The organism is Streptomyces sp. NPDC001617 (genome assembly GCF_053596855.1).
Genome location: NZ_JBSFHA010000022.1, coordinates 111,918 through 126,648, shown reverse-complemented (window position 1 = coordinate 126,648; position 14,731 = coordinate 111,918). Strand labels below are relative to the sequence as shown.

Annotated in this window: 8 protein-coding genes and 1 pseudogene; 5 read left to right on the top strand and 4 right to left on the bottom strand. The window is 71.9% G+C overall.

Translation table 11 applies throughout. The features are described from left to right. Together ACWC09_RS19185 and ACWC09_RS19180 are read right to left on the bottom strand one after the other, a co-directional pair. Positions 1-251 (bottom strand): annotated as a pseudogene (locus tag ACWC09_RS19185) (FMN-binding protein); the annotation flags it as partial. 18 nt (positions 252-269) lie between these two features. Continuing rightward, the gene (locus tag ACWC09_RS19180; RefSeq protein WP_450851726.1) at positions 270-1,610 is read right to left on the bottom strand and encodes a ferredoxin reductase family protein; all 1,341 of its coding nucleotides are present in this window, start codon (positions 1,608-1,610) and stop codon (positions 270-272) included. Between the two features lie 152 nt (positions 1,611-1,762). Here ACWC09_RS19180 and ACWC09_RS19175 point away from each other — a divergent pair, with 152 nt between their 5' ends. Together ACWC09_RS19175 and ACWC09_RS19170 are read left to right on the top strand one after the other, a co-directional pair. Beyond that, on the top strand, positions 1,763-2,452 hold the full coding sequence (locus ACWC09_RS19175; protein WP_450851725.1) for a response regulator transcription factor: 690 nt from the start codon (positions 1,763-1,765) through the stop codon (positions 2,450-2,452). Next, the gene (locus ACWC09_RS19170; protein WP_450851724.1) at positions 2,449-3,882 is read left to right on the top strand and encodes a sensor histidine kinase; all 1,434 of its coding nucleotides are present in this window, start codon (positions 2,449-2,451) and stop codon (positions 3,880-3,882) included. The genes ACWC09_RS19175 and ACWC09_RS19170 overlap by 4 nt, the downstream gene beginning before the upstream one ends. Before the next feature lie 12 nt (positions 3,883-3,894). Here the strand turns inward: ACWC09_RS19170 and ACWC09_RS19165 are convergent, their stop codons facing one another. Then, entirely contained in the window at positions 3,895-7,041 is a 3,147-nt protein-coding gene (locus ACWC09_RS19165) for a SpoIIE family protein phosphatase (protein WP_450851723.1), read from the bottom strand. Positions 7,042-7,229: 188 nt separating this feature from the next. Here ACWC09_RS19165 and ACWC09_RS19160 point away from each other — a divergent pair, with 188 nt between their 5' ends. The 3 genes from ACWC09_RS19160 to ACWC09_RS19150 all read left to right on the top strand — a co-directional run bounded on the left by ACWC09_RS19160 (position 7,230) and on the right by ACWC09_RS19150 (position 13,917). Then, positions 7,230-9,623, top strand: coding sequence for a beta-galactosidase (locus ACWC09_RS19160; protein ID WP_450851722.1), 2,394 nt, complete (start codon positions 7,230-7,232; stop codon positions 9,621-9,623). Positions 9,624-9,698: 75 nt separating this feature from the next. Then, positions 9,699-10,766, top strand: a complete 1,068-nt coding sequence (locus ACWC09_RS19155) for a LacI family DNA-binding transcriptional regulator (protein ID WP_450851721.1) — start codon at positions 9,699-9,701, stop codon at positions 10,764-10,766. A gap of 64 nt (positions 10,767-10,830) precedes the next feature. Further along, positions 10,831-13,917 carry a beta-N-acetylglucosaminidase domain-containing protein gene (locus ACWC09_RS19150; RefSeq protein WP_450851720.1) on the top strand — a complete coding sequence of 1,029 codons (3,087 nt, stop codon included), beginning with the start codon at positions 10,831-10,833 and terminating at the stop codon, positions 13,915-13,917. A 28-nt stretch (positions 13,918-13,945) separates the two neighbouring features. Here ACWC09_RS19150 and ACWC09_RS19145 read toward each other — a convergent pair whose 3' ends face one another. Then, positions 13,946-14,710: a sugar isomerase domain-containing protein gene (locus ACWC09_RS19145; protein ID WP_450851719.1), complete on the bottom strand. Its 765-nt coding sequence runs from the start codon at positions 14,708-14,710 to the stop codon at positions 13,946-13,948. Positions 14,711-14,731: the final 21 nt, after the last annotated feature.

Sequence of the window (14,731 nt, the reverse complement as noted above, 5' to 3'; positions counted from 1 at the left end):
AGCATCCTCACAGCCGTGATCTTGTCACCCGAGAAGGTCACCTGGACCTGCACGGGCCCCTTGTCCGTGTTGATCGTCGTGCCCTTGACGACCGTGCCGGAGGTGGTGCCCGAGGAGCCCGACGAGGCGGACGCGGACGGTGTCGAGGCGGACTCGGTGGTGGACGTCGTACCGCCGGCCGACGGCTCGAAGCGCCAGACCGGGACCAGGCCGGCGATGCTGAGGACGACGACGGGTATGGCTCGCTTCACGTTGCTTCCCCGTCTCCCTCAGCCGGCCAGGCTGAAGCGCTCGAAGTGGATCTGCCGCTTGGTCACGCCCAGGTCGCCCAGGCTGCGCAGCACGGCGTTCATCATGGGTGGCGGTCCGCACAGGAAGACGTCGCGGTCGCCGATGTCCGGCACCAGGCGGGCCAGCTCGCGCGGCGCCAGCCTGTCGGGGACCGGCGGGCCGGTGACCAGATGCAGCTCGGCGCCCTTCGCCACCGCCAGCTCGCGCAGCTCGTCGTAGAGGACGGCGTCGCGTTCGCCGGCGACGCGGTAGATGACGACCGCGTGGCCCTCGATGTCCTCCAGGATGGCCCGGATGGGGGTGACGCCGACGCCGCCGGCGATGAGGAGGGACTCGGTCCTCGTGCGGTGCAGGGTGGTGAAGGCTCCGTAGGGGCCCTCGGCGAAGACGCGTGTGCCGACCTTGACGTGGCGCAGGGCGGCGCTGCCGTCGCCGGCCGCCTTGGCGGTCAGGCGGAGGGTGCGGCCGTCGGGGGCGGCGGAGAGGGAGAAGGGGTTGGCCTGCCACCAGCGGTCGCGGGTCAGGAAGCGCCAGAGGAAGAACTGACCGGCCTGGGCGGGGAGCTTGTCGAGGTCGCGGCCGGTGACGTAGATCGAGACGACGTTGTCGGACTCGGGGACGACCGCCGAGACACGGAACTGGTGGCGGGTGTTGTGCCACAGCGGCAGGACGGCGCGTCCCAGGACGACCGCGCCGAGGGCCACGCCCCACACCGCGTACCAGTACGTCTTCGCGGCCGACGACGAGGTGAACGTCGTACCGACCGCCACCTGGTGGGTGAAGGCCAGGACCACCGCCACGTAGGTGTACAGGTGGATGAAGTGCCAGGTCTCGTAGGCGAGGCGGCGGCGGGCGTAGCGGGCCGAGACGGCGCCGACCACGAGGATGATGCCGAGGGCGACGATCGCGCGGAGCACGCCCTCCGTCGTCTCGGCGAGGTCGACGAGCTCGCCGACCGGGCCGACGCCGGCGCCGTCCGCGTAGCCGAAGGTGATGAAGACGGCGTGCGCGAGCAGGGTCCACAGCAGGGCGAAGCCGGTCCAGCGGTGCCAGGAGGTCAGCCGGTCCATGCCGATGCGGCGGTCGAGCCAGGGCAGCCGGGCCACCAGGACCAGCTGGAAGGCCATCACGAGGGCGCCGTAGACGCCGAAGAGGCGGCCGATCACGATCAGCGCGTTGGAGGCGGCGAAGCCGGGCTGGACGAAGAAGTAGGTGACCACGGCCGCGTTCGCGGCCAGCACGGCGTACAGGCCCGTACGGGCCACCACCCTGGGCCGTATCGCCGTGGGGGGCGCGGGGGGCGATTGGACGGTCGTCACGGGACGGCAGCTCCTTGATCGGGTCCTGGGTGACCGAGCTTGGCTGGCGGGAGCTGTCGATAACCTGTCGTACAACTTACAAGTACTTATCGATGTGCCGGCTGTGTGCCTGACCATATGGCCTGACCAGCCGCGTGCCGCACTATGAGCGGGTGGAAAAAGTACGCCTCCTCGTCGTGGACGACGACCCGCCCATCGCCGATCTCGTCGCGACCGTCGCCCGCTACGAGGGCTGGGACGCGGTCACCGCGAACTCCGGTGAGGAGGCGCTCAGGCTGGCCGGCGAGTTCCATCCGGACATCGTCGTCCTCGACCTGATGCTGCCGGACGTGGACGGCTTCGGCGTGCTCGACCGGCTGCGCCGCTCCGGGACGATGGTGCCGGTGGTGTTCCTGACGGCGCGGGACGGGGTGGCCGACCGGGTGGCCGGGCTGACCCGGGGCGGCGACGACTACCTGGTCAAGCCGTTCGCGGTGGAGGAGCTGATGGCGCGCCTGCGGACGGTGCTGCGGCGCAGCGCCGGGCCGTCCTTCCAGCGGTCGGTCCTCCGGGTGGCGGACCTGACGATGGACGAGGACACGCGGGAGGTGCGCCGCGGCGAGAAGCTGCTGACCGTCACTCCCACCGAGTACGAGGTGCTGCGCTTCCTGATGCGCAAGTCGCCGACCGTGATGACCAAGGCGCAGATCCTCGACCACGTGTGGGAGTACGGCTTCGGGGGACGCTCGAACGTGGTCGAGCTGGTCGTCAGCCGGCTGCGCCGCAAGCTGGACGACACGGGCGAGCCGCTGATCCAGACGGTACGGGGCTTCGGATACGTCATCCGGCAGGCGGCCGAGTGATCCGGCGGCTGTGGCGGGCGTATCGCGGCATGCGCCTGGGCACCCGGCTGGCCCTGGGCCTCGGCGCGCTGGCCCTGGTCGTGTTCGCGGTGGTCGGCACCGCGCTCACCACGTACATGCGCGACTACCTGGAGAACCAGCTCGGCTACCAGATGAAGGTCGTGCAGACCGTGCAGACCAAGGACGCCGAGGAGAACGGCACGGTCACGCAGAAACCGTACTGGGGCTGGTTCACCGCGGTGTACGACGTGAAGGGCGACTCGGCCGTGCTGCGGCAGCCCGCCGACATCCCGCACGACATCCGCCCGCTCACCGCACTCGCCAGGACGATGGCGCACTCCGACACGGAGATCATGCGCACCGTGCACATCGACGGCTCGGGCACCTACCGGCTGCGGGCCTGCGCGGTCTCGCCGGGGGTGGTGCTGGTCAGCGCCGCCCCCATGTCCGAGATCGACGACACCATCGACCGGCTGATCACGGTGCAGGTGATCGCCTTCGGTCTCGCGCTCCTCGCCCTGGTGGTGTTCGGCCGGCGGATGCTGCGCCGGGGCCTGAACCCGCTGAGCGACATGGCGCACACGGCGCACGGCATCGCCTCGCACGACCTCACCGACACCGCGGCCCGGCTGCCGCTGCGCGCCGACGAGCGGGGCGGCGGCCCGGAGGTCGAGGAGCTGCGCACCGCCTTCAACACGATGCTGGAGCACATCGACGACTCGCTCGCGGTCCGCGCGGAGGCGGAACAGCGCCTGCGCCGTTTCGTCGCGGACGCCTCCCACGAGCTGCGCACCCCCCTGATGTCCGTACGGGGCTACGCGGACCTCTTCCAGTACGCCGCCGCCAACGCCCCCGAGGAACGCGACAAGCATCTGGCCCGGCTGCGCGCCGAGGCCGCCCGGATGGGCGTGCTCCTGGACGACCTGCTGCTGCTCGCCCGCCTGGACGCGGCGGAGGTGGACGCGCCGCTGCGGCTGCAGGAGGCGGACCTGGTGGAGCTGGTCGAGGAGGCGGTCGCCGCCTTCCGTGCGAGCCACCCCGAGCGTCCCCTGACGGTGACCTCGGCCCCGCCCTCCCTGAAGGTCCGCGTCGACCCGCACCGCATCCGCCAGGTCCTGGACAACCTCCTCACCAATGCGGCCGTCCACACCCCGGCCGGTACACCGGTCTCGGTGCAGGTCGTGCCGGGGTTGGGCACGGCCCGGGTACGGGTCGAGGACACCGGTCCCGGCATCCCGCCCGCCGACCGGGAACGCGTCTTCGACCGCTTCTACCGCGTCGACAAGGCCCGCAGCCGCGACCGGGGCGGCAGCGGCCTGGGCCTGTCGGTGGCGAGCGCCCTGGTCCGCGCCCACGGCGGCACGATCGAGCTGGACGGCGGGGCGGGGGCGACGGTGTTCACGGTGGTGCTGCCGGTGCGGGGGGACTGAGAGACCGGCCGTTCACGGCAACGGCTGCTCCGTCCAGATCACCTTGCCCTCCGCCGTGTACCGCGTTCCCCACCGCTCCGTGAGCTGGGCGACCAGGAACAGGCCGCGGCCGCCCTCGTCCTCGTTGCGGGCGCGGCGCAGACGCGGCGAGGTGCCGGAACCGTCGGAGACCTCGCAGATGAGGGCGCGGTCGCGCAGCAGGCGGAGCTGGACGGGGCCGGTGGCGTGGCGGATGGCGTTGGTGACGAGTTCGCTGGCGACCAGCTCGGTGGTGAAGGCGAGGTCGTCCAGGCCCCAGGCGGTGAGCTGTTCGGTGACGGCGGTACGGGCGCGGGAGACGACCGCGGGGTCGCTGGGCAGGTCCCACTGCGCGACCCGCTCCGGTCCGAGGACGTGCGTACGGGCGACGAGCAGCGCCACGTCGTCCGTCGGACGGGCCGGCAGCAGCGCGTCGAGGACCGCCTCGCAGGTGTCCTCCGGCGACCGCTCGGGAACGGCGAGGACGGCACTCAGCCGGTCCAGTCCCGAGTCGATGTCCCGCAGCCGGTCCTCGACCAGCCCGTCGGTGTAGAGCACCAGTTGGCTGCCCTCGGCCAGCTCCAGCTCGACGGTCTCGAAGGGCATGCCGCCCAGGCCCAGCGGCGCCCCGGCGGGCAGGTCCACGAACTCGACGGTGCCGTCGGGCCGGACGACCGCGGGCAGGGGGTGCCCGGCGCGGGTGAGGGTGCAGCGCCGGGACACCGGATCGTAGACGGCGTAGAGACAGGTCGCTCCGACGATGCCGGAGTCGGCCTGGCTGCTCTCCACCGCCCAGCCCTCGCCCCGGTCGAGGCGGCCGACCAGGTCGTCGAGGTGGGTGAGGAGGTCGTCGGGAGGGAGGTCCAGGGAACAGAAGTTGTGGACCGCGGTGCGCAGCCGGCCCATCGTGGCCGCCGCGTGCAGGCCGTGGCCGACGACGTCCCCGACGACCAGCGCGACCCGTGCGCCCGACAGCGGAATGACGTCGAACCAGTCACCGCCGACGCCCGCCTGCGCGGGCAGATACCGGTACGCGGCCTCCACGGCTCTCTGCTCGGGCCGCCCCTTGGGCAGCAGACTGCGCTGCAGGGCCAGGGCGGTGTGGTGCTCGCGGGTGTAACGGCGGGCGTTGTCGATGCAGATGGCCGCGCGGCTCGCCAACTCCTGGGCGAGGGAGAGGTCGTCGTCCTCGAACGGGGCGGGCTTCTCGGCACGGTAGAAGCTGACCACGCCGAGGGTCGCGCCCCGCGCCCGCAGCGGAACGGTGACCAGGGAGTGTATGCCGGCCGCGAGAGTCCGCTCCAGCCGCGGCGGATCCTGCGCCTTCCATCCGCGCGCCTCGGCCAGCACCGGCTCCAGCACGGCCCGTCGGCTCTCCAGGCACCGGGCCTGCGGTGTGGATGCCACGTAGGCGACGGAGTCGCCCACACGCCACAGATGCGACTCCTCGTGTACGGCCCCCAACGCCACCCGCCGCAACGGGACTTCCGCACCGAGCGAACCCGGCTCCTCGCCCCGCAGCACCACATCCGGCAGATCCACGGCGACGAAGTCGGCGAACCGGGGGACGGCCACCTCCGCCAACTCCTCTGCGGTACGCGTGACATCGAGGGTGGTCCCGATCCGCACCCCGGCCTCGTGCAACAACTCCAGCCGCCGGCGCGCCAGCACGGCGAGCCTCCCGACGCCGGGCTCGCCGACAAGAAGCAGCCGACTGTCGGCGGGACCGAGGATGTCGCCGACGGTCTCGGGGGGTTGGGGGGTGGGTGGCGCGAGGGGCGAGGGCGCAGCGGCCGACGGCACGACGGAATGTACGACGCCGGGAGGTACCGGCGGTGAGGAGGGGGCGGCACGAGGGGGAGCCGTGGGGGTGGTCGCCGAGGACGGGGGTGGTGCGGCGGTTGCGGGCGGGGTTGGTCCGGCGGTCGCAGGCGAGGCCGGTCCGGCGGTCGCAGGCACGGCCGGTCCGGCGGTCGCAGGCACGGCCGGTCCGGCGGTCGCAGGCACGGCCGGTCCGGCGGTCGCAGGCACGGCCGGTGGAGCGGTCGTGGAAGCAGCCGCGGCCATCGCCACCGGCACGCCCCCGACCGAGGGCACCGCACCGGCCCGAGCCCCCGCACCGGCCCGCGCCCCTGCCTCCGCACCAGCACCAGCACCAGCACCAGCACCAGCACCAGCACCAGCGTCGGCCTCCGCCGCGTCCGCCCCCTCCTGCGGCCCGCCGAACCCCTTCACCCGCGGCCCGCCGAGAATCCGCGCCTCGACCGCCACCCCCAACTCCCCTGCCGCGCCCGTGACCTGACGCCGCAACAGTGTGGCCACCCGACCGCCCGGCAGGGCCACCTCGTCCAGGGTCCGGTCCGGTGAGGCGATGAGTTCCTCGGCGCGTTCCCGCAGCACGGCCAGGTCGATCCGGCCGAGCGCGTCCCCGTCGGGCCCGTCGGTCCGGCGTCGCGGATCGCCCGACTCCAGGCCGGCCCGCCGGTACGCGGCGAGCAGTGCCCGCTCGCGCCGAGTCGCCTGCTCCAGCAGCCGGGCCTCGATAGTGCGGGCGGCCTCGCGGACCAGCCGCAGCATGGTGGGGTCGCCGTCGTCACGCAGACAGGTCAGGTCGAGGACGGCCTCGATGCGCCCGCTGAGCGGGTCGCGGACCGGGGCGCCCGCGCAGGCGAAGGGCTGAAGGCAGTCGGCGAAGTGCTCGCGCCCGACGACGTAGACGGGCCCGCGTTCGGCGAGAGCGGTGCCGACACCGTTGGTGCCGACCACCGGCTCGGACGCGTCGAACCCCGGCGCGAAGCTCACCTCGTCGAGCCGGCTCCGCAGCCGCAGATCACCGCCGAGCCGCTGCACCATCCGCCCCTGCGCATCGCACAGCACGACCGTCATGCCCACCTCGGCCAGCGAGGCCGTCAGCTCCTGCAGCACGGGGTCGGCAGCCCGCAGGAACCGCTCGTCCAGGCTGAGACCCGGCGCGTACGGGACCAGCAGCTGATTCGGTTCGAGCCCCGAGGAGCGGCACCGCTTCCAGGACTCCAGCACCGAGCCCCGCACGTCCGTCTCGACCCGCGCACCGGCCAGAAATCGTTCATGGGCATCGACGAGCCCGCCGATGTCGTCCCAGGCGACGGACAACGCGATCACTTCCCTCACCCGGAGCCGGTCCGGTCGCGCGCCGCCACTCGACTCGTCCCCGGCAAGACCTCCAAGCGATTTCACCCTAGACCCGCTGTGACCCGCACCACAACATCGAACACCTGTGGGTCACGGACCCTCGTCGAGAACTAATGTTACCGGTAACATTTCATCCTCGGCCGCCCGGAGAAGCCCCGATGACCCGACCGCACCACCTGCGTGTCCCCGTCCCCTCCGCACCCCCGCTGACCGGCCATCTCCCCTTCACCGACGCCCCCGGCGTCCCCGACCCGATCGAGGTGACCAGCCGCTGGCTCACCCGCGGCGGCCGCCCCTGGTTCCCGGTCTCGGGCGAGTTCCACTACTCCCGGTACCCGGCCGCCGCCTGGTCCGAGGAGCTGCTGAAGATGAAGGCGGCCGGGGTGACGGCGGTCGCGAGCTATGTCATCTGGATCCACCACGAGGAGACCGAGGGCCGCGTCCGCTTCGACGGCGGCCGGGACCTGCGCCGCTTCGCCGAGCTCTGCGCCCGCCACGGCCTGGACTTCATCCCCCGCATCGGCCCCTGGTCCCACGCGGAGGTCCGGGGCGGCGGCCTCCCCGACTGGCTCCTGGCCCGCGACTGCACGCCCCGCACCGACGACCCGGCCTACCTGGAACCGGTCCGCACCTGGTTCGCGGCCATCGCCGACCAGCTCCGCGGTCTCGACCGCGCCCACGGCGGCCCGATCGTCGCGATCCAGATCGAGAACGAGCTCTACGACCAGCCCGGCCATCTGCTCACCCTGAAGCGCATGGCGCAGGACGTGGGCCTCGCGGCACCCCTGTGGACCTCGACGGCCTGGGGCGGAGTCCAGCTCCCGCCCGACGAACTGCTCCCCCTCTACGGCGGCTACACCGAGACGTTCTGGACCGAGGCGGACGGCGGCTGGCCCGACACCTGCCGCAAGCACTTCTTCTTCACCCACCAGCGCGACGACGAGGGCATCGGCGCCGATCTGCGCCCCACCACCGTGCGCGGTGGCACTCCGGACGCCTTCGCGGACCGATTCCCCTGGGCCACCTGCGAGTTGGGCGGCGGGATGGCGGTCGCCTATCACCGTCGGCCCCGGGTGGAGGCCGCCGACATCGGGGCACTAGGCCTCACCAAGATCGGCTGCGGCTCGGTCTGGCAGGGCTACTACATGTTCCACGGCGGCACCAACCCGGCCGGCGAATCGACACCCCTCCAGGAGTCCCACGCCACCGGCTACCCGAACGACCTGCCGATCCTGACGTACGACTTCCAGGCGCCCCTCGGCGAGCACGGCCAGTACCGCCCCTCGTACCACGAACTCCGGCTCCAGCACCTGATGCTGGCGGAGTACGGCCATCTGATCGCCCCGATGGAGTCGGTCCTGCCCGAGCGCCGGCCGAGGGGCCAGGACGATCGCGACACCCTGCGCTGGGCCGTGCGCAGCGACGGCACCTCGGGCTTCCTGTTCGTCAACAACCACCAGCCGCACGAGCCACTGCCGGACCACCCGGAGACCTCTTTCACCCTTGAACTCCCCCGCGATTCAGATGAGTTGGCCCTGCCGAGCACACCCGTCACCGTCCCCTCCGGCGCCCACTTCTGCTGGCCGCTGCGTCTCGACGTCGCGGGCCTGCGCCTGGAGTGGGCGACCGCGCAGCCGGTGTGCACGGTCGAGGCGGACGGCCGTACGGTCCTGGTGCTGGCCGCGACCGACGGGATCGCGGCCGAACTCGCCCTGGGCACCGGGACGTTGACCTCCGTCAGAACGCCCTCCGGCGAGGTCGCCCCCGTGGCGGAACGTGTTCTGGTCACCGGGCTCCGACCCGGCACCGACGCGCTTGTCGAGGTCGACACGGCGGACGGCGGACGGGTCGGGCTGCTGGTACTGGACGCGGCGACGGCACGGACGCTGTACCGGGGTGTGGCGTGGGGCGCCGAGCGGCTGGTGCTGTGCGCGGACGGGGTGGTGTTCGACGAGGGCGACGGTGAGGGCGAGGGCGAGGTGCGGGTGCACAGCCGAGCGGCGCGGCCGTCGTTCGCGGTCTTCCCAACTCCAGGGAAAGCTCCGGAGGTTGGTGGGGCAGCGGCCGTACGGGACGCGGCGGACGGGGTGTTCACGCGCTACACGATCGAGCCCGACGAGCGCCAAGACGCCCCCGCCGCGTCCGTCACGCTCACCCGGACCGCGGGGGCGGCTCCCGCGCCCGTGACGGGCGTACTGGACCGGGCGAGCGCTCCCGCGGACAAGTACTTCGACACCTCGGCGGCCGAGTACCGCGTCGACGTACCGTCGGGCCTCCCGGCCGGCACGATCCTGCGGATCCGGTGGACCGGGGACGTGGCACGCGCGTATGTGGGCGAGACGCTCGTGGCCGATCAGTTCTTCTCGGGGCGGGTGTGGGACATCGGCCTCGATCGGCTCTGTCCCGGCCAGCCGCTGCACCTGCGGGTGCTGCCGCTCGCCGCCGACGCTCCGGTGTACGTGCCCGAGCGGGCGCGCGGGGCCACGGGGACGGCCGCGGTCGTCGGGGCCGAGTGGGTCGTCGTACGGACATGGGCGGCCCGAGAGGACTGAGAGCGCCCGTCGGAGGGGCCTCGGCCTATGCTGTGGGCCCCGCCCGCCGACCGCGTTCAGCCGAGGAAAGCCGCCATGACCCGCGACTCCGCCGACGACTCCCCCGCCCCCAAGGCGCGTCGCCGACGGAACTTCGCGGGCGCCCGACCCGTGATGGACGACGTGGCCCGGCTCGCCGGCGTCTCCAAGCAGACCGTCTCGCGCGTGCTCAACGACCATCCCTCCGTCCGCCCCGAGACACGGGAGTCGGTCACGGCGGCCATGCGGTCGCTCGGCTACCGCCCCAGCCGCAGCGCGCGCTCGCTGGCCAGCGGCCGGACCCGGATGCTCGGTGTGATCTCCTTCGACGCCGCCCGGTACGGCCCCGCCTCCGTCCTCACGGCGATCAACACCGCCGCCCAGGAAGCCGGTTACCTGGTCAGCTCCATCGCCCTGGACACGGCCGACCAGGAGACCGTCGTACGGGCGGTGGACCGGCTGTCGGCCGAAGGGGCCGACGGCGTCATCGCGATCGCCCCGCAGCGCTGGGTGGGCCGGGCGCTGACGGAGGCCCACCTGGACACTCCGCTGGTGGTGCTGGAGAGCGAGGTCGGGGGCGGCGCGTCCTTCGTCACCGCCGACTCGCACACCGGCGCCCGCAAGGCCACCGGACATCTGCTGGCCCTGGGCCACCGCACGGTCCACCACATCGCGGGCCCGGACGGCTGGACCTCCGCCGACCAGCGACTGGCGAGTTGGCGGGAGACCCTGACGGCGGCCGGCGCCGAGCTCCCCGACCCGCTGTTCGGCGACTGGAGCGCCGGCTCCGGCTACGAGCTCGGCCGCCTGCTCGCCCGACGCCCGGACGTCACCGCGGTGTTCGCCTCCAACGACCAGATGGCTCTCGGCCTCCTGCACGCCCTGCACGAGGCGGGCCGCCCGGTGCCGGACGAGGTGAGCGTCGTCGGCTACGACGACATCCCCGAGGCGGCGCATCTGCTCCCGCCCCTGACGACCGTACGCACGGACTTCACCGAGATCGGCACCCGTTCGCTACGGCTCCTGCTGAACCGTGTGGAGGGCCGCACCGAGCCGACGCCCGTCGAGCCACTGGTCCCCGTGGAGCTCGTGGTCCGCCGCAGCAGCGGACCGGCGCCCCATTGAATGCTCCATTCAGCATCTCTAGCATCATCCGGTGGATGCATTCACCCATGGCTCAGGAGAATCCATGTTCCCTGCCAGACGTCCATGGCGCCTCACGGCGGCCACCCTCCTGCTGACCGCCGGACTCACCGTCCCGGCCCTGTCACCGGCGGCAGCGGCCACCCGGTCCCCGGTGCCCCAGGTATGGCCGACGCCCCGGCACATCGAGGCGAAGGGAGGCCAACTCCGGGTTCCCGAGCGGGTGGTGGAGGTCGTGGGCCCGAAGACCGACCCCTCCGCCCGCCATCTCGTCGAGTCCGTCCTGCGCGAAGCCGGCGCCCGACGGATCACGGCGGTGAACGCCGACGACCAACCGCCGGCGGCCGCCCTGACCGTCTACGTCGGCGGCCCCACCGAAAACCCGGCCACGGCAGGCGCGTTGAGGCGACTGCACGCCAAGCCCCCGACCGGCCTCCCCTCCGGCGGCTACACCCTCGCCTCGGGCCGCGCGCACGACCGCGCCCTTCTCGCCCTCTCCGGCACGGACACCACCGGCACCTTCTACGCCGCCCAGACCCTGCGCCAACTGACCGTCAAGCCACACCGGTTGCCCACCGTCACCCTCCGCGACTGGCCCTCCGCCGCCCTCCGCGGAGTGGTCGAGGGCTTCTACGGCACTCCCTGGACGCACGCCGAACGCCTTGCCCAGCTCGACTTCTACGGCCGTACGAAGCAGAACGTCTACGTCTACTCCCCCAAGGACGACCCCTACCTCCGCGGCCAGTGGCGCGACGAGTACCCGGCCGCCGAACTGGCCCGGCTCAAGGAACTGGTCGACCGGGCCGACGCCAACCACGTCCGCTTCACCTACGCCCTCTCCCCCGGTCTGTCGGTCTGCTACTCCTCCGAGTCCGACATCGCGGCCCTCACCCGCAAGTTCGACTCGTTGTACGCCATAGGCGTGCGGTCCTTCGCGATCCCTCTGGACGACATCAGCTACACCAAGTGGAACTGCGACGCCGACGAGAAGGCCTTCGGCACGGGCGGAGCAGCGGCGGGCGCGGCCCAGGCACACCTCCTCAACGAGGTCCGGAAGGCCTTCTCGGCCACCCACACCGATGTCCAGCCGCTGGAGATGGTCCCCACCGAGTACTCCGACCTCGCCGACTCCCCGTACAAGAAGGCCCTGCGCGAGCAGCTCGACCCGGCCGTCGTCGTGGAGTGGACCGGCGTGGGCGTGATCGCCCCCACCATCACCACCGACCAGGTGAAACAGGCCCGCGAGGTCTACGGCCACCCGATCCTGGTCTGGGACAACTACCCGGTGAACGACTACGTCACCAGCCGCCTCCTCCTCGGTCCCTACACCGGCCGCGACCCCGGCGTGGCGAGCGCGGCCACCGGCGTGACCGTCAACCCGATGATCCAGGGCGAGGCCAGCCGCCTGGCCCTGTTCACGTCGGCCGCCTACCTCTGGAACCCCGGGGCCTACGACCCGCGCACCGCCTTCCTCGCCTCGGTCAAGGACCTGGCAGGCCCCTCGGCGGCGCACTGGCTGCGCATCTTCGCCGAGAACAACTACTCCTCCCAGCTGGACACGACCGAGTCCCCCACCCTGACGCGCCTCATCGCCGACTTCCGTACGGCGTACGAGGAGAACACCGGCCTCGACCGGGCAGCCACCGCCCTCAAGTCGTACTTCACGGACATGGCCGCGACGCCGGACGAGTTGCGCGCCCATCTCCACAACTCCTCCTTCCTGGACGAGACTTCACCCTGGCTGGACAAGCTGGGCGGCTACGGCACCGCGGGCGGGACAGCCGTGGACCTCCTCCTGGCGAACAAGAAGGGCGACACCGGCGCGGTCACGACCTACTGGAACCGTCTCAGGTCCGAGCGCAAGGGCCTCGACGCGATCCCGCAGCAGGTCTCGCCGGGGGTGATGGACCAGTTCCTGTACCGGACGATGCTCGACACGGCCCCCGACCCGGGCGTGGACGCCTCGTTCACCCCGACGTCCCTCAGCCTCAAGCCCGGCGCGACGGACACGGTCACCCTCGCCCTCTCCGACCCACGCTCCACCGCGTCCCGCACGGTGACCTGGAAACTGACCGCACCCGAAGGCGTCACCGCATCCCCGGCAGAGGGCACCGTCACGGTCCCGGCGGGCGGCACCGCCTCGGCGACGGTCACCCTCACCGCCGGCAGCACGACAGGCGTCCACTCCCTCGTCCTGTCCGGCACCGGCATCCTCACCCGGGCGATCCCGGTCCGGATCACGGACGGCACGGACACACCGGACGCCCTCACCGCCGACTTCAGTGGAGCATCGGTCAGTTCGATCGACCTGACCTCCGGCAAGAGCACGGACATCGCGGTGGGCAACAACCCGGGAGAGGTGGTCGCAAGCCCCGACGGCCACACCGCCTACGCCGCCGACCAGGGCTCCGACACGGTCAGCGTGATCGACATCGCCCAGTCCAAGGTCACCGCGACGGTCCCGGTGGGCCACGTACCCGCCGGCCTGGCCCTGACCCCGGACGGCCGTACGCTCTGGGTCGCCAACTACACGGACGGCACGGTCCAGCCGATCAACACGGCCGACCTCAGGACCGGCACCCCGATCCCGGTCGGCTCGGGCCCGGAGAACATGGCGATCACACCGGACGGCAGCACCCTGTACGTGGCCAACATCCACGACAACACGGTCTCGCCGGTCGACCTGAGCACCGGGAAGCCCGAAGCCGCCGTCCCCGTGGGCCCGAACCCCTTCAACGTGGTCGCAGCACCCGACGGAAAGACGGTCTACGTCTCCAACTCCGGCGGCTCGACCGTCACCCCGATCGACACCGCGACCAACACCACGGAGCCGACCCTCCTGGTCACCGGCCAGGCCTACGGCCTCGCACTCTCCCCGGACGGCCGCACCCTCTGGATCAGCCCGAGCAACGGCGACACGGTCACACCGGTCGACACAGTGACAGGAGCCCCCGGCAGGCAGGTAACAGTCGGCAAGTCGGCCTTCGACGTGGCCCTGAACTGGAACGGCACCAAGGCCTACGTCACAACAGCCGACGAAGACACCTTGGTGCCGATAGACGTGGCCAGTGGGGAGGTCGAGGGTTCAATGACGACGGGCGCCTATCCACTTGCGGTCACACTGACGCCCTGAAGGGGCGCGAGGAGCCCTCCCAGCGGAGCTAACTCGCAGTACGCCGAATCCGCCCGGCGTACCGCTTCTCCAACTCCAGATTCCCCTCAAACCCCCCAGGCACGTTCGCCGACACATAGACCGGCGGCCGCTCCCCCGCATCAAGCAGCAACCGAGACGCCTCGGCAACAGCCATCTGCACGAGCATCACTCCGGTGAGCGTGGACAGCGCACAGACGGACCCACCACCCGGCAAGTCCAGCAACGCATCCCCGCGAGGAGCGCGATTGTCGAGAACGACGTCCGCCAGATCGGCGAGCTTCTTGCCGCTGGGATGCCCCGCCGGCACGGCACGTGTGTGAGCGAGGGAGGTGATGGCCAGCAGACGGTGGCCGTTCTTCTTCGCCTGCAGGGCTGTCTCGACGATCACGTTGTTGACGCCCGAGTTCGAGATGATCACGAACAGGTCCTGCGGACGCGGCGCGGCGAGCCGATAGATCCGCTCGGCCACGCCTTCCTTCCGCTCCAGGAGCGGATCGTCGAGCGCGCTGGGTGCGTCACCGCCGTAGAGAACGAGGTCGGCGATGCTCAGCCGATTCGTCGGCACCAGCCCACCCGCACGCCCCGCGAGTTCGAGCACGATCGCCTGGGAGTGCCCGGTACCGAACGCCTGTATCACACCGTCGGCGCGCACACAGTCGGCGATCAGTTCCGCCGCGCCGGCGACCTCGTCGCGCGCGGCCTCGGTGATGTCGGACAGAACGGTCAGGCTCTCCCGCGCGAAGCCCTCGGCGCTCACGGACTCGACGGACACGCGACACTCCCCACCGGTGGA

Excerpts from the sequence above, each read along its gene's own strand:
- ACWC09_RS19160 (WP_450851722.1), top strand. The coding sequence starts at position 7,230 with ATGACCCGACCGCACCACCTGCGTGTCCCCGTCCCCTCCGCACCCCCG.
- ACWC09_RS19150 (WP_450851720.1), top strand. The coding sequence starts at position 10,831 with ATGTTCCCTGCCAGACGTCCATGGCGCCTCACGGCGGCCACCCTCCTG.
- ACWC09_RS19155 (WP_450851721.1), top strand. The coding sequence starts at position 9,699 with ATGACCCGCGACTCCGCCGACGACTCCCCCGCCCCCAAGGCGCGTCGC.